12 protein-coding genes and 2 other annotated features (1 of these 14 running past the window's edge) are annotated in these 16,189 nt (G+C 38.2%); all 12 genes read left to right on the top strand.

What is annotated here, in order from left to right:
• Positions 1-4 (top strand) — a binding site (T-box leader); it begins 207 nt to the left of the window's first position.
• Between the two features lie 72 nt (positions 5-76).
• The 12 genes from H5R88_RS02555 to H5R88_RS02500 all read left to right on the top strand — a co-directional run bounded on the left by H5R88_RS02555 (position 77) and on the right by H5R88_RS02500 (position 16,176).
• Entirely contained in the window at positions 77-2,731 is a 2,655-nt protein-coding gene (locus tag H5R88_RS02555; protein WP_182600181.1) for a valine--tRNA ligase, read from the top strand.
• 383 nt (positions 2,732-3,114) lie between these two features.
• Positions 3,115-4,533 (top strand): cytochrome ubiquinol oxidase subunit I, encoded by a 1,419-nt coding sequence (locus tag H5R88_RS02550; RefSeq protein WP_182578053.1) that lies wholly within the window; start codon positions 3,115-3,117, stop codon positions 4,531-4,533.
• On the top strand, positions 4,534-5,550 hold the full coding sequence (gene cydB, locus H5R88_RS02545) for a cytochrome d ubiquinol oxidase subunit II (RefSeq protein WP_182578054.1): 1,017 nt from the start codon (positions 4,534-4,536) through the stop codon (positions 5,548-5,550).
• 6 nt (positions 5,551-5,556) lie between these two features.
• Entirely contained in the window at positions 5,557-7,287 is a 1,731-nt protein-coding gene (gene cydD, locus H5R88_RS02540; RefSeq protein ID WP_182600180.1) for a thiol reductant ABC exporter subunit CydD, read from the top strand.
• Entirely contained in the window at positions 7,280-9,025 is a 1,746-nt protein-coding gene (cydC, locus tag H5R88_RS02535) for a thiol reductant ABC exporter subunit CydC (RefSeq protein WP_182578056.1), read from the top strand. Before cydD ends, cydC begins: the two co-directional genes overlap by 8 nt.
• Before the next feature lie 44 nt (positions 9,026-9,069).
• The gene (locus H5R88_RS02530) at positions 9,070-10,284 is read left to right on the top strand and encodes an NAD(P)/FAD-dependent oxidoreductase (protein ID WP_182578057.1); all 1,215 of its coding nucleotides are present in this window, start codon (positions 9,070-9,072) and stop codon (positions 10,282-10,284) included.
• A 91-nt stretch (positions 10,285-10,375) separates the two neighbouring features.
• Positions 10,376-11,689: a bifunctional folylpolyglutamate synthase/dihydrofolate synthase gene (locus H5R88_RS02525; protein WP_182578058.1), complete on the top strand. Its 1,314-nt coding sequence runs from the start codon at positions 10,376-10,378 to the stop codon at positions 11,687-11,689.
• Between the two features lie 66 nt (positions 11,690-11,755).
• Positions 11,756-12,388 (top strand): JAB domain-containing protein, encoded by a 633-nt coding sequence (locus tag H5R88_RS02520; RefSeq protein ID WP_182578059.1) that lies wholly within the window; start codon positions 11,756-11,758, stop codon positions 12,386-12,388.
• Between the two features lie 135 nt (positions 12,389-12,523).
• Positions 12,524-13,525, top strand: coding sequence for a rod shape-determining protein (locus H5R88_RS02515; protein WP_182578060.1), 1,002 nt, complete (start codon positions 12,524-12,526; stop codon positions 13,523-13,525).
• A 133-nt stretch (positions 13,526-13,658) separates the two neighbouring features.
• A complete protein-coding gene (mreC, locus tag H5R88_RS02510; RefSeq protein ID WP_182578061.1) occupies positions 13,659-14,516 on the top strand; it encodes a rod shape-determining protein MreC in 858 nt (285 codons plus the stop codon).
• 6 nt (positions 14,517-14,522) lie between these two features.
• The gene (gene mreD, locus H5R88_RS02505) at positions 14,523-15,059 is read left to right on the top strand and encodes a rod shape-determining protein MreD (RefSeq protein WP_182578062.1); all 537 of its coding nucleotides are present in this window, start codon (positions 14,523-14,525) and stop codon (positions 15,057-15,059) included.
• Between the two features lie 51 nt (positions 15,060-15,110).
• Positions 15,111-15,344: a binding site (T-box leader), on the top strand.
• 184 nt (positions 15,345-15,528) lie between these two features.
• Positions 15,529-16,176, top strand: coding sequence for an amino acid ABC transporter permease (locus tag H5R88_RS02500; RefSeq protein WP_003666654.1), 648 nt, complete (start codon positions 15,529-15,531; stop codon positions 16,174-16,176).
• Positions 16,177-16,189 lie beyond the last annotated feature (13 nt).

Genomic DNA, 16,189 nt, shown 5'->3' with positions numbered 1-16,189 from the left:
ATCGATTGTGATAGGGCGTTTTTTAGTTAATGCACAAAATAAAAATGAAGATTGCTTTCTGAAAGGAGTTTCTGCCATGACAGAAAAAGATATGTCAACCAAGTACGATCCAGCGGCGGTTGAAGAAGGCCGTTATCAATGGTGGATTGATCAAGGATTCTTTAAACCAAGTGGTGACAAAAAAGCTCACCCATATTCAATTGTTATCCCACCACCGAATGTTACTGGTAAGTTGCACTTAGGTCACGCTTGGGATACAACTTTACAAGATATGATTATTCGACAAAAGCGGATGCAAGGCTATGATGTATTATGGGTTCCTGGAATGGACCATGCTGGTATTGCCACCCAGGCGAAAGTTGAAGCCCGTCTTCGTAAACAAGGAATTTCTCGTTATGACCTTGGCCGTGACAAGTTTGTTCAACAAGTTTGGGACTGGAAAGATGAATATGCTGATATTATTCACCAGCAGTGGGCTAAGATGGGTATTTCTGTGGATTATGACCGCGAACGTTTTACCCTAGATGAAGGATTAAATAAGGCTGTTCGGAAAGTCTTTGTTGATCTCTACAATAAGGGCTTAATTTATCGTGGAACTTACATCATCAACTGGGACCCACAAGCACGGACGGCCTTATCAGATATTGAAGTTATTCATAAGGACGATAAGGGTGCATTTTATCATGTTAAGTATCCATTTACTGATGGCACTACTTTTAATGGTAAGGATTACATCGAAATTGCCACTACTCGTCCAGAAACAATGTTTGGGGATGAAGCGGTTGCCGTTAACCCTAATGATGAACGTTACAAGGACTTAGTTGGTAAGAAGGTCATGGTACCACTTGTCAACCGGGAAATTGAGATTATTGCTGATGACTATGTAACACCTGAGTTTGGTACTGGGATGGTTAAGATTACCCCAGCTCATGATCCAAACGACTTCAAGGTAGGTAAGCGTCACAATCTTCCTGAACTTAATACAATGAATGAAGATGCTTCCATGAACGAAAATGCTGGTAAATACGAAGGTATGGACCGTTTTGAAGCTCGTGAAGCAATCGTTAAGGATCTTCAAGATCAAGGTTACATGTTAAAGATTGACCCAATTGTTCACTCTGTTGGTCACTCAGAACGGACAGGAGTACAAGTTGAAGCCCGTCTTTCAACACAATGGTTTGTTAAGATGAAGCCATTAGCCGAAGCAGCTCTTAAAAACCAAGATACTGATGACCGGGTTAATTTCGTTCCAGAACGATTTGAACACACCTTTACGCAATGGATGGAAAATATTCATGATTGGGTTATTTCTCGTCAATTATGGTGGGGTCACCGGATTCCAGCTTGGTATAACAAACAAACTGGCGAAGTTTATGTTGGTATGGAAGCTCCTAAAGATGCCGAAAATTGGGAACAAGATAAGGATGTTCTTGATACATGGTTCTCCAGTGCGCTTTGGCCATTCTCAACGATGGGCTGGCCTAATACCGATTCAGCAGACTTTAAGCGCTACTTCCCAACTAATACTTTAGTTACTGGTTATGACATCATCTTCTTCTGGGTTTCCCGGATGATTTTCCAATCGCTTGAATTTACGGGTCGGGCACCATTTAAGAATGTCCTTCTTCATGGTTTGATTCGTGACGAACAAGGACGAAAGATGAGTAAATCCTTGAGCAATGGTATTGACCCAATGGATGTTATCAAGAAGTACGGGGTAGATGCCCTACGGTGGTTCTTAATTACTGGGTCAACTCCAGGTCAAGATATTCGATTTAGCTACACTAAGATGGATGCGGCTTGGAACTTCATTAATAAGATTTGGAATGCTAGTCGTTACGTTATCATGAACCTTGGTGAGATGCCTGCCCCAGTCCTTCCTGATAAGAGCAAGTGGGATTTAGCTGACCAGTGGATTTTGAGTCGGTTAAATGCAACGGTAAAACAAGTTAACGAACAGTTTGATAAGTTTGAATTTGGTGAAGCTGGACGGGCCCTTTACAACTTCATTTGGAATGACTTCTGTGACTGGTACATTGAAATGACTAAGGAGAAGATTAATAACGGTACTGACGAAGAAAAGACAGATACCAAGAATATCCTTGGTTATGTTCTTGATCAGACTTTAAAGATGATGCACCCAATCATGCCGTTTGTTACCGAAAAATTGTGGCAATCAATGCCTCATGATGGGAAGTCAATCATGGTTGCTAAATATCCAGTAGCTAATGAAGAACTTGATGATCCAGCAGCGACTGAACAAATGAATAGCCTGATTGAATTAATTAAGGCTGTTCGTAACATTCGAAATGAAGCTAATGCACCAATGTCTAAACCAGTCGACATTTTGGTAAAGGTTGATAACGATCACCTGGCTCAGATGTTGAATGATAATCGTGACTACATTGAACGTTTCTGCCATCCAGAAAACTTAACTATTGGCAAGAATGTCGACGCTCCTAAGCTCGCAATGAGCGGTATTTTAACTGGCGCAGAGGTTTATATTCCGATGGCTGAATTAGTTGATCTTGATGAAGAACGAGAGCGAATGGAAAAAGAGATTGCTAAACTTGAAAAAGAAGTAGAACGTTCACAAAAGAAACTCGGCAATGAAAAGTTTGTTAATAATGCACCAGAAAAGGTTGTTGAAGCCGAACGGCAAAAGGCAACGGAATGGCAACAAAAATTAGCAGCTGCTAGGGAACGACTTCACTCATTACAACAAGCATAGTATCAATTTATAGTAGGATAATTAATATTTTTAATGATAAATGAAAAAATATATCATTTTATTAAATCGATGAGCCTACTGTGGAGATACTATTTGACGTAATGTTTATAAATATAGTTTAAAATTAGATTAAAAAGGAATTGGCAATTGCTGATTCCTTTTTTAGTTAATATGAAAAATCAATCATACATCACTCGAAAATTTTTATCGTTCGATAAGGCATAAAAAGTTGATAGTTAAGCGTTTTATTTAGAAATTATTTCACATATTTGCCATTTATTTATTGTAATTATTTATCACAAGTATTATGATTAATTGTGGAGAAACAGGAAACGGTTTCAACTATTCTTTTTATTGATGTACTTCGGAGGGAGGTATTTATAATGACTATTCTTAGTCTGGCACGTTTCCAATTTGCCATGACGACGGTTTACCACTTCTTCTTTGTTCCATTTTCGATTGGAACAGCTTTTATCGTCGCCATTATGGAAAGTATGTATGTCTCGACTAAAGACGAAACATACAAAAAAATGGCAAAATTTTGGGGAAATATTTTCTTACTTAGTTTTGCGGTTGGTGTTGTTACAGGTTTGATTCAGGAGTTCCAATTCGGAATGAACTGGTCGGATTACTCACGGTTTATGGGTGATATCTTTGGTGCCCCATTAGCTCTCGAAGCTTTGCTATCATTCTTTATTGAATCAACATTTATTGGCTTATGGGTATTCACCTGGAAAAAGGTTAAGCCAGGGCTGCACCTTTTCTTTATTTGGATGACGAGTTTTGGCTCTTTAACATCTGCTTTATGGATTTTAACCGCCAACTCATTTATGCAACACCCAGTTGGTTATGAAATCAAGGGTGGCCGTGCAGTAATGGTTAACTTTGGCGCACTGCTTAAAAATCCTCAATTATGGTATGAATTTGGGCATGTTATCCTTAATGCTATCATGATGGGTGGAATTATTATTGCTGGTTTAACAGCATTTCAACTTCTTAAAAAGCAAAAACTATCAGAAGCTAATAAGAAGTTCTACAAGAAGTCAATGCGTTTAGGACTTTTAATTTCATTGATTTTCTCTATTGGTGGAATTGCCTTAGGGGATGCCCAGATGCAATACTTAATCAAAGAACAACCAATGAAATTTGCAGCTACTGAAGATGTTTTCACAACTACTGGTAAGCATGCACCATGGACAATTGTCGGTATTGCTGATATGAAAGACCATGAAGTAAAAGGAAATATTGATATTCCATATGCTCTAAGTATTTTGTCATATCATAAAACTACTGGTGCAGTTACCGGGATGAATGAACTTAATGCCCAATATAAGAAAAAGTACGGTAAGAATCTTGATTACTATCCACCAGTAAATACATTATTCTATAGTTTCCGGATTATGTGTGCTGTCGGTGCTTGGATTTTCTTAGTTTCATTAGTTGGATTAATTATGACTAGAGAAAAAAGCAAGAAACCACTTGCACAACGCCGCTGGGCACTTTGGTGTATTGCAATTACCACTTTCTTACCATTTATTGGTAATACTGCTGGTTGGTTTGTAACCGAATTTGGTCGTATTCCATGGACAGTTTATGGCTTGTTTACAATTGCAGAGAGTGTGTCGCCGAACGTTTCAGTTGGATCACTACTAACATCAAATATTGTTTACTTTGTATTATTTACAACTCTTGCAATTACATTAATTTGGTTAATCGTTCTTGAGTTACGTAAAGATCCATCTGAAGCAATTGAACCTAAATTCAAGAAGGTTCTGGACCCATTTGACAAGGAGGCGTTCTAGATGAGTTTTCTTCAATTATTATGGTTTGTATTGATTGGAGTGCTTTTTGCCGGCTTCTTCTTCCTAGATGGATTTGATTATGGGGTAGGAATGGCGGTCGAAACACTTGCTCATAATGAATCAGAGCGTGATCAACTTGTGCGGACAATTGGACCGGTTTGGGATGCAAATGAAGTATGGTTAATCACGGCTGGTGGTGCAATGTTTGCCTCATTTCCATATTGGTACGCTAGTCTTTTCAGCGGATATTATTTAATCTTAATGATTATTCTAGCTGGTTTAATTATTCGTGGTGTTTCTTTTGAATTTCGCAAAAATAGTCCAATGCCACAAAAGCGGATTTGGGATTGGGCATTAGCAATTGGTAGTGCCATCGTTCCATTTTTCCTCGGTATTATGTTTGTTAGTATGATTCATGGAATGCCAATTGATGCTAATGGTAATTTCCATGCTGGATTCTTTGATTATTTCAACTGGCTTTCAGTTGTTGGCGGAATTGCCTTATTGCTATTAACCTACTTACATGGAATTAATTATGTTGCTTTGAAGACGACTGGTCCGGTTCAAGAACGAGCCCGGAACTACGCTGAATTTTTGTACTGGATTCTTTATGCTGGTGAAGTTGTCTTTGCATTATTATTAATCTTTATGACTGACTTTATGGCTGTTCATCCAGTTGGCACAATCATCATGCTGGTATTGATTGTTGGCTTCTCAGTTTTGGCTCAAGCGGAAACCTTTGCTGGTCATGAACTGGTTGCATTTATTTCAAGTGGGTTAACCTTAGTATCATTGGTTGTACTGATCTTTATTGGTCTCTTCCCACGGGTACTAATTAGTAGCATTAGTCCGAAGTACAGTATTCTTATTCAAAATGCTTCCTCAACAGAATATACGTTGACAGTTATGACAATTGCCACTTGTTGCCTTTTACCATTTGTTTTGGCATACACGATCTGGGCTTACTGGATTTTCCGTAAGCGGATTGCAATGCCAGCTATTTCGGAGGTTAAATAAAGATTTATGATTGATCGACTACTCTTCAAAATCGAGGGGAGCAGACATATCATGATTAAGCTTGTGGGGCTTTATGTCCTGCAAGCTTTTCTTATCCTTGGTCAGGGATTAAGCTTGGCTGCTTTACTAACAGGTTTATGGCAGGGGCATTCTCTCTCAAGCCAAGTTTATGGATTAAGTGGGTTTATTGTTTGTTACCTTTTGCGTTATGGACTAACTGAAATTAGCAATAGTTGGCTTGATAAGTATTCGGCCGATGCTGCTCAAAATTTTCGTCAGCAATTATTAAAAAGGGTCTTTGCTCTTGGACCAGTAATTGTTCAACGTGAGGGAACCGGTAATATGGTTACTCTTGCCCTTGATGGAATTAAGGAGGTCGAAAATTATATTCGGCTCATCTATAGTAAGGTAATCAGCATGATGATTATTCCAGTCATTATTTTGATTATTTGTTTTTGGCTTGACTGGATTTCTGGTATTGTTATGTTGTTGGCCTATCCTTTGATTGTTTTATTTATGATTATTTTAGGCTATGCGGCTAAGGCAAAGGCTGATCGACAGTTTGCTGCATTTCAAATTTTGTCCAATCACTTTATTGATTCTTTACGGGGAATTGATACATTGAAGTATTTTGGTCTTAGTAAGAAGTATTCACAAAGTATTTATCGGTCCAGTGAACGTTTTCGTAAGTCAACAATGAGCGTGATTAAAGTAGCAATGTTATCAACCTTTGCTCTTGATTTCTTCACTACATTAGCTATTGCAATCCTAGCGGTTTTCCTTGGCTTGCGCTTAATCAATGGTCACTTATTGTTATTCCCAGCATTAGCGATCCTAATCTTAGCTCCGGAGTATTTTTTACCAATCAGAAACTTCGCAAGTGATTATCATGCAACCTTAAACGGTAAGAACTCATTTCATGCTGTCCTACGAATTCTTAAGATGCCATTACCTAAGAGACCTGCTGTTGAATTACACCAGTGGACAGGAACAGATGAGTTAAATTTTAAGAATGTTGGGTTTATGTATCCTCAAAATGGCAGTGAATTAACAAACCTTGATTTAACGGTTAAAGGGAACCAAAAAATCGGCATTATTGGGATGAGCGGAGCTGGTAAGACAACTTTAATTAACCTTTTAAGTGGATTTTTGGCTCCCACAAGTGGTCAGATTACCATTCAAGGACAAAAAGTAACAACTTTAGATATTCACGACTGGCAGAAACAGATTCTCTACATTCCCCAGACGCCCTATATCTTTGCTGATACGTTAAAAAATAACATTGCTTTTTATACTCCAAATGTCAGCGAAGACAAAATAAAAGAAGCAATTCATGTTGTTGGCCTAGATGGCTTAGTTGCTGAGTTACCTCAGGGATTGGATACGATGATTGGAAGTGGGCATCGAGCATTAAGTGGTGGACAGGCACAGCGAATTGCTTTAGCACGAGCATTCCTGGATCCAAAACGCCGGGTAATGATTTTTGATGAACCTACCGCTCATCTCGATATTGAGACAGAGCTAGAATTGAAAAAGAGGATGCTTCCTTTAATGGAAAAGAGATTAGTCTTTTTTGCCACCCACCGTTTACACTGGATGAAGCAGATGGACTACATTTTAGTATTGAAAAATGGCAAATTGATTGAACAAGGAACATATCAGCAGTTGCTTGATGAACATGATTATTTTACAGAATTAATTGATCAAACACGCGGAAAGGGGATAGCCCATGAATAAGATTCCTTTACTTAAAGCAATGAAACACGATCGCTGGGTGAAACCATTTTTGAAGCGTTACAAGTGGACTCTGGTATTAGCAATTACACTGGGGATCATTACGTTTATTTGTGCTAGTGGATTAATGTTTACTGCTGGTTACTTAATTAGTAAATCTGCAACGATGCCCTTTAATATCCTGTTAGTATATGTTCCAATCGTTCTTACGCGGGCCTTTGGGATTTTTAGACCAGTAACTAATTATTTTGAACGGTTGGTTAGTCATAATTGGGTTCTTAAAATGACTTCTGCATTTCGTAAAAAACTCTATGATTCACTTGAGCAGGATGCCGTTTTCTTTAATAGTAAATATCGAATCGGAGATATTCTTGGCTTGCTTTCCGAAGACGTCGCACATATTCAAAATTTGTATTTACGAACAATTTTTCCGATGCTGGTTGCATTTGGGCTGTATGCCATTATTGTCATTGGGATGGGAATAGTATCTCCGCTAATGGGGCTTTTAATGTTAGTCTTATTTGGTTTAATTATTATTGCTGTTCCGGTATGGTCAGTGCTCGTTAATGGTGCGCGACAACAGCTAGAAAAGCAGTATACAAATACCCTGTATGCTGACCTGACAGATAATATCATGGGAATTACAGACTGGGTATTTGCGGGGCGAAGTGTAGATTATCTGCAGCACTATGACAAAAGCGAGAAAAACGTACTAGCATCCCAAAAGGCAATGAAACGTTTTGAACATTGGCGTGATTATATTCTGCAGATAATGATCCTATTAGTGGTTATTAGCCTTATTGTATGGGGGGCGACTCGTTATGGCGGTCATTGGGGAGGCAGTGCTAATTGGATTGCGGCCTTTGTTCTTTGTGTATTTCCCCTTGATGAAGTGTTGTCTAGTTTGCCAGCAGCTGCTCAAGAGACCAATGTATATACGGATTCACTAAAGCGTTTGAATGAGTTGCCACAACCGCCAGTTCCTTCTAAGACTAATATTGATATTACTGCTCCTTACCATCTTAAAATTAAGGATGTTTATTATCGTTATCCCAAAACGGAAAGGATAGTCTTACAAGGGATTAGCCTTGATATTAAGCCTGGCGAGAAGCTTGCAATTCTTGGTCGCAGCGGGGCCGGAAAGAGCACGTTAGCTAGTTTGATTCGTGGAGACCGTAAACCTACTTCGGGAACAGTAACCCTTAATGATGTGCCAACGGATGAATTTGGGGATAAGATCTCAAATTATATTGGAATTGTTCACCAATCCCCATATTTATTTCATACCACAATCCTAAATAATATTCGTTTAGGTAATGAGGAAGCAACTGAAGAGCAAGTATGGCAGGTTCTTGAACGTGTCGGCTTAGCTACTATGATTAGACGACTGCCAGAGGGACTCCATACTATGGTTGATGAAGCAGGACTCCGATTTTCTGGAGGAGAGCGTCATCGCTTATCTCTTGCACGAATTTTACTCAAGGATGCCCCAATTATCCTTTTAGATGAACCAACTGTAGGATTAGATCCGGTAACAGAAGAAAAGGTTATTGAGACCTTTATGAAGCAGCTGCAAGGAAAAACTTTGATTTGGATTACTCACCATTTACAAGGAATAGAAATGATGGATCAAGTTGTTTTTATTGAGAATGGTAAAATTGCAATGGAGGGCAGCCCTGAAAAATTGCAGAAAACAAACAAACATTATCGTACGTTAAAAATGGCAGATGAGGGTATCTAGCTATGTTATAATAAATAAGATTATTAATGAAGGGATGAATAGTAATGAAAGAAGTTGTTGTACTTGGAGCTGGTTACGCTGGCTTAAAGACAGTTGTATTACTACAAAAAAAGCTAAAAACTAATGTTCATATTACATTAGTTGATCGTAATAATTATCATTATGAAGCAACTGATTTACACGAAGCTGCTGCAGGAACGCAAAGTGTTTCACGGATTACTTATCCAATTAGTGACGTTATCAATCCCAAAATCACTACTTTTATCCAAGATGAAGTTGTAAAGATCAATCCTGATGACAAGACAGTTAAGCTTGCTGGTCATGAAGAATTGTTACGCTATGATTATTGTGTATTGGGGCTTGGCTTTGTTTCAGAATCATTTGGAATCTCTGGTGTCGAAGAAAATGCCCTACCAATGACGAATGTTAAAGAAGCTTTAGCAATTTATGATCACATCATTGCTAAAATGAAAGATTATCGTACCACCCACAATCCAGATGATCTTCAAATTATTATTTGTGGTGGTGGATTTACTGGAATTGAATTAGCAGGGGCACTTGTTGATGCACGGCCAAGTTACGCCAAAATTGCTGGTGTTTCACCAGATGAAATTAAAATTACACTAATTGAAGCTTCCACAAGATTACTCCCAATGTTTAGTGAAAAACTTGCTGAATATGGGGTGAACCTTGTTAAGGGCCTTAACGTACAATTAATTGATGGCTCACGAATTAATAAGATTGAATCCGGCAAAGTTACATATACTCATGGGGATGGTGAAGAACAATCCCTTACTGCTGGAACAATCATTTGGACAACTGGGGTAAGTGGTAACCCGTTGATGGCAGAATGTGGATTTGATGCTAAGCGTGGCCGGGTAATTGTTACTGACCACTTAACAGATCCTAAGCACGATGATATTTACATCATTGGTGATGTTGCTGCCGTAATGCCACCAGATGGTAAACGACCATACCCAACTACTGCACAAATCGCCCTAGCAATGGCTGATTATACAGCTGAAGATATTGTTAGCCGGATTAAGACGGGTAAGCACGAAGCTAAACCCTTTACTTACAAGTCATTAGGAACAGTTGCTTCCGTTGGTAATACGCGAGCATTTGGGGAGGCAATGGGACATGAATTACGTGGATATCCTGCTTCAGCAATGAAGAAAATTATTGCCGACCGTTCCTTGTTAGAAACCGGTGGATTAAAAGAGCTATTTGCCAAAGGGCGCTTTGACTTATATCACTAGAAAATGAATGGAAACTGGAATATTTCTAGTTTCCTTTTTTTATACTTATATGATAAAAAGGTATAATTATAATAACTAAAGGGTGAAATAAATGATTAAAACTTATGATGAAGCATTATCTTTTATTCATGGACGAACACAGTTTAAAAAAATTCCAACACTTACACGAATGAAACGGTTCTTGGCAGAATTAGGAAACCCACAAGAGAATCTTAAATACATTCACGTTACAGGAACTAATGGTAAGGGGTCAACAGTTGCAATGCTGCGATCTACTTTACTAGAGAGTGGACTAACTGTTGGAAGCTTTACATCGCCTTTTATCACGCGTTTTAATGAACGAATTGCATATAATGGAATACCAATTAGCGATGAGGATCTTTTAAGATTAGTTCAAAAAATTGTCCCAGTTATTAAAAAATTAGATGCTATATTAGAGACGGGCGGACCAACTGAATTTGAAATTGATACAGCGTTAATGTTTTGTTATATGGCAGAAAAGAAGCCTGATGTTGTATTACTTGAAGTGGGTATTGGAGGGCTGTACGATTCTACAAATGTAATTACGCCAGTTGTTAGCGTGATTACGACCGTTGGCTGGGATCATATGAAGTATTTAGGCGATACTTTGGCTAAGATCGCCACGCAAAAAGCGGGAATAATAAAAAAAGGTGTTCCGGTTGTTTTAGGTAACCTACCGACTGAAGCGCGAGCAACTATTCTTGCAGATGCAAAGGAGAAAGATTCTCCTGTTTTTGAATTAGGAAAAGATTTTAATGCTCATCAGCTTAATGTTCATCAGTTTTACGCGAAAATTCAGTATCAAGGAAGAACGCTTAAAAAAATCGAAGCAGTTCTTGGCTTGGCAGGAGACTATCAGATAGAAAATGCGGCAGTTGCTTTGATGGCTTTTGAAATTTTTATGGAGAAATGTGGATTAGCGATTGACCGCCATGCCCTGGTAGCTGCCTTAGCAAATACTAAGTGGCCAGGAAGATTGGAAGAAGTGAATGAGATGCCGCTGGTTTTACTAGATGGCGCCCATAATCTTCCTGGTGTTCAAGCGCTAGTTCGGACCATCAAGAATGATTTCGCGGACCGAGAAGTTTATCTCTTAGTAGCAATTCTAGCTGATAAGCAATATGAGTTAATGCTTGGTGAATTAGCAAGTCTCGGGAATGTTCACTTAAACGTTACTCACTTTGCTGGCCCTGGTCCCAAACGACCAAGTGCAGACTTGGCAAGAGCAGTCGCTGATATTCCAACTAAATATCCCATTCAGATTATTGATAATTGGCAATTAGGGATTGGCAAGATCGCAAGGCAAATGAGTGAAGATGACGTAATGATTATCACTGGTTCTCTTTACTTTGTTTCAGATGTTCGTAAGCTATTTTTGAATTAAAAAGTGTAAAATCATAAATTTTTCGTATTTAAATATATAGAGTGTAAAAAGGAGAAATATTTATTTATGGAAAATGAAGTGCTTAACGAATATACAAAACTAGTCTGGACGGCTATTCCTGATAAATTGGGAAAAAAGAAGCAGGAATTATGTCAACGCTTTTTGCGTAAATGCCCTAATCCCCTCGCAATTAAACGTCTTTCACGAATTGAAAAAAATGAAATAAATGAATGGGCACCAGAAATGCTTAATTTCTTTGCTGCAATTGAATTAGGAAAGTTAGTAACCAAAAGTCATGAAGAAATTATTGGACATGCCTACTCAAGTATCGAATTAGGCCGCAAGATGGTTGACCACTTTCAAAGTGAGGAACAAGAAAGTGTATGTATTGCCTGTACAGACATCCATAATGAGATAGTTGATTGGAAAATTTTATTTGTGGGCGGTGGATGTGAATGCATTCTTTATCCTGATAAGATTTTTCAATATGCGCTCCAATGTTCAGCTCAAGGAATTGTTATGATTCACAACCATCCTACGGGAGATATTCAGCCTTCTAAGCAAGATGAATCTTTTACACGACGTTTAGAGCGAGGATGCGAAATTATCGGCCTTCATTTGATTGATTTTATGATTGTCGGCCGTGATACATACCATAGTTGGCGAGAAGCTAGTCTCCTTAATGAACTTAAAAAGTAAAGAAAATTTTAATTTATTACAATAATTGCAGTCCCTTTGCTCATATTAATGTATATTAATGTTCGTATGTACCGAGTGGCTATGGTATAATATGCACGATATTAATTTGATTTTAAGACGAAGGGAAGAAGCAGATTGCTAGGAATTGGAACAAAAAATCTTGGCATTGACCTTGGAACTGCTAATACAATTGTCTATCTTGAAGGTAAGGGCATTGTATTAAGAGAACCATCAGTTGTTGCTCGTAATTCTAAGACTAACGAAGTAATCGCTGTTGGCAGTGATGCCCGTGATATGATCGGACGAACACCGGAAAGCATTATGGCTATTCGCCCAATGAAAGATGGTGTGATTGCTGATTATGACACAACAGTTGCGATGATGAAGTACTATATTGACAAGACACTAGGAAATAATGGTAAACCATATGTTATGGTGTGTGTTCCTAGTGGAATCACGGAAGTCGAAAAGCGGGCAGTGATTGATGCTACCCGGGTTGCAGGTGCCCGTGATGCTTACGTTATTGAAGAACCATTTGCGGCAGCAATTGGAGCTGGATTACCAGTTATGGATCCAACTGGTAGTATGGTTGTTGATATTGGTGGTGGTACTACTGATGTTGCTACAATCTCATTAGGTGGAATTGTTTCAAGTCGTTCAATTCGGATGGCTGGAGATAAGATGAATGATGCAATTGTTCAATATGTTCGGCAACATATGAATTTATTAATTGGTGAACGAACGGCTGAAAAACTTAAGTGGGACATTGGGTCTGCATCTGTCGAAGCTGCTGAAGAAATGGGAACGACACAGGTTCGTGGTCGTGACCTTGTAACTGGCTTACCAAAGACAATGCAAGTATCTGCGAAGGATGTTTCAACGGCCCTCCAAGATGTTGTTGATAGTATTATTACGGCAATTAAAGGGACGCTTGAAGAAACTTCTCCAGAAATTGCTGCGGATGTTATTGACCACGGAATTGTATTAACTGGTGGAGGCGCACTATTAAAACATTTACCAGATGTTATTGCAGATGAAACCAAAGTACCAGTATTTATTGCTAATGATCCTCTTGACTGTGTTGCTATTGGTACTGGTGAGTCATTAAAGAGTATTGATGTAATGAAGAAAAAATAAAATGATTCTCTGACAGTGACGTCAGCGATGAATCATCATTAGTACTAACTAGTGATTGACGGGGCTGATTGCCAAGCAGGATTGTTTGGCAGGCCCCGTCTTAATTACTTTGTGTATGCATTGGAGGGTCATAATGCAGAAATTTTTTTCCAATCGCCGATTAGTTATTGCTGTGATAATTCTAGTTGTTTGTTTTGGACTAATGGCAGGCTCTGTCTCTTTACGGAATAGACGAAATACACCACCGATTATTCAACAATTCGGGAATGATATTGTTGGCTTTGTTGATAGTGCAGTTGCTCTCCCTGTAAATTGGGCACAGACGAGTGTGAGTTCAATTAATGGATTAATGAATACTTATTCTGAAAACCGTGAACTTAAACAGCAAGTAACTGAATTAGCACAAACTAAGGTCCGTGATCAGACCTTAGCTCATGAAAATAAACAGTTAAAGCAACAGTTAAAACTTAATAATTCAATGACCGACTATAATACAGTGACGGCAGCTGTATTAATGCGCACACCATCTTCATGGCAACAACAACTCGTAATTAATAAGGGCCAGTCTAGTGGTATTAAGAAAAATATGCCAGTTATGAGTGGTAGTGGGTTAATTGGTCGTATTACAGAAGTAAATAAAACTAATAGTAAAGTTGAATTATTAAGTGATACTAGTGAATCATCAAATCGTTTTGCAATTACCCTTAATGGTCAAAATGGTAAGGTGATTAATGGAATTATCACCGGATATAATGCAAGAAATAACGAACTTGAAATGGGACAAGTAACTTCTAAAGCTAAAATAAAAAAGGGTACGCGAGTAGTAACCAGTGGAATGGGTGGCGTGACACCAAAGGGCCTTTATGTTGGTCGTGTGTCACGTGTAGGTAAGGATGATTATGGCCTAGCCCAGAAAATTTATATTACTCCAGCAACAGATTTTAATGATATTAATATTGTTACTGTTGCTGAAGCAGCTTCACAGGAGTGATAAATTATGTATCGTTTATCACGTTTAAAATATGTATTCCCAATTGGCTTATTTGTCTGTCTATTTTTAGATGGGGCTTTAAGTCATGTATGGGCACCATTATTTTTCAGTTATCCCTATTCAATGGTGAGTGAACTTGTCTTATTGTGGTTAGTCTTATCGTATTTCTTTCAAGATGATATTGAGATCCCATTAATTCCATTTGCAATTGCTGCAGGTGCAGTTTATGATTTATACTTTTCAGGAATTTTGGGATTATACATTTTCTTGTATCCACTAATTGTAGAAATAACTAAAATCTTATCTCGTTATTTCAGTTCATCATTTCTTTCGATGATTATGATTTTCTTTGTTGATATTGTTATTTTTGAGACATTTAATTATTGGGCGTATTATTTAGTAGATGTTACTAATGTTGGATTTGGCGACTACCTTATTTATACGCTTGCTCCAACGTTAGCATTAAATTTAATTTATTTTGTTATTCTCTTCTGGCCAATTCGCGCAATATATCGCTGGGCATTGAATGATGGTCAAATTTAAAATTAATACTTGACACAATAGATATTCCAGTATAGGATATTTACAACATCATAAATGACAGTGAACAGACTAGTAGAGCTTTAAACATTGCAAAGAGAGTCCTGAATGATGGGAAGGGATCAATGTTTCAACTTGAATCACATCTGTGAGTTGGCCTTCTGAAAGCCATAGTAGGAAGACCCGGGGAAGCCCGTTACAGCGCGGAGTTTATTTTAATGAACTCACTAAGGCTATTTTTCGTGAGAAAGTAGCAAGATGAGGTGGAACCGCGGAAACGCCCTCGTAGCCAGTTTAGGCTCGAGGGCGTTTTTTTATTTCATTAAACTAGACTTATTAAGGCAAATATTGTGAAGTATTTGTAAACATGAGGTGGAACCACGATGTATTCGTCCTCTAGGAGTTATCTCCTAGAGGATTTTTTCTTTTTCTGTTATTTTTATTAGGCAATTATTTAAGGAGGCAATAGTAAATGTCAATGCAATATATAAGTGAAATTCTACCTTCATTATTCCAGGGAGCAGCTCTTACATTACAGATTTTCTTCTGGACATTAGTTGGATCCCTTCCATTAGGGATTTTGGTTAGTTTAGGACTTACCTCTAAAATTAAACCATTGAAGTGGATATTGGAAATTTACGTTTGGTTAATGCGGGGAACTCCTCTGCTTCTTCAACTTATCTTTGTCTTTTATGGATTACCAATTATTGGGATTGTTTTTGAACGTTATGATGCCGCCCTGGTTGCCTTTATTTTGAACTATGCAGCCTATTTTGCTGAAATTTTCCGTGGGGGTTTCCAGTCCGTTGATCAAGGCCAGTTTGAGGCCGCTCGTGTTTTACGATTAAGCTACTGGCAAACACTTCGTAAAATCATCATTCCTCAGGTAATAAAAATTGTTATTCCATCAATTGGAAATGAAGTTATTAACTTAGTCAAAGATTCATCATTAGTTTACGTAATTGGGCTTGGTGATTTACTACGAGCAGGAAACGTAGCGACTTCACGAGATGTCACTCTTGTCCCATTGATGTTAGTAGGATTAATTTACTTGATCCTTGTCGGAATCTGTACGTTAATTCTGCGGCAAGTTGAAAAATGTTATGCATATTTTAAGTAAGGGAGGGAATGTC

It is taken from the genome of Limosilactobacillus agrestis (assembly GCF_014145585.1).
Classification (GTDB): domain Bacteria; phylum Bacillota; class Bacilli; order Lactobacillales; family Lactobacillaceae; genus Limosilactobacillus; species Limosilactobacillus agrestis.
The sequence above is the reverse complement of the archived record's forward strand: the minus strand, read 5'-3'. Positions and strand labels throughout refer to the sequence as shown.

Bases quoted from the DNA above. Each gene is read 5' to 3' on its own strand.
- H5R88_RS02555 (WP_182600181.1), top strand. From the start codon at position 77: ATGACAGAAAAAGATATGTCAACCAAGTACGATCCAGCGGCGGTTGAA.
- H5R88_RS02550 (WP_182578053.1), top strand. From the start codon at position 3,115: ATGACTATTCTTAGTCTGGCACGTTTCCAATTTGCCATGACGACGGTT.
- cydB (WP_182578054.1), top strand. From the start codon at position 4,534: ATGAGTTTTCTTCAATTATTATGGTTTGTATTGATTGGAGTGCTTTTT.
- cydD (WP_182600180.1), top strand. From the start codon at position 5,557: ATGATTGATCGACTACTCTTCAAAATCGAGGGGAGCAGACATATCATG.
- cydC (WP_182578056.1), top strand. From the start codon at position 7,280: ATGAATAAGATTCCTTTACTTAAAGCAATGAAACACGATCGCTGGGTG.
- H5R88_RS02530 (WP_182578057.1), top strand. From the start codon at position 9,070: ATGAAAGAAGTTGTTGTACTTGGAGCTGGTTACGCTGGCTTAAAGACA.
- H5R88_RS02525 (WP_182578058.1), top strand. From the start codon at position 10,376: ATGATTAAAACTTATGATGAAGCATTATCTTTTATTCATGGACGAACA.
- H5R88_RS02520 (WP_182578059.1), top strand. From the start codon at position 11,756: ATGGAAAATGAAGTGCTTAACGAATATACAAAACTAGTCTGGACGGCT.
- mreC (WP_182578061.1), top strand. From the start codon at position 13,659: ATGCAGAAATTTTTTTCCAATCGCCGATTAGTTATTGCTGTGATAATT.
- mreD (WP_182578062.1), top strand. From the start codon at position 14,523: ATGTATCGTTTATCACGTTTAAAATATGTATTCCCAATTGGCTTATTT.
- H5R88_RS02500 (WP_003666654.1), top strand. From the start codon at position 15,529: ATGTCAATGCAATATATAAGTGAAATTCTACCTTCATTATTCCAGGGA.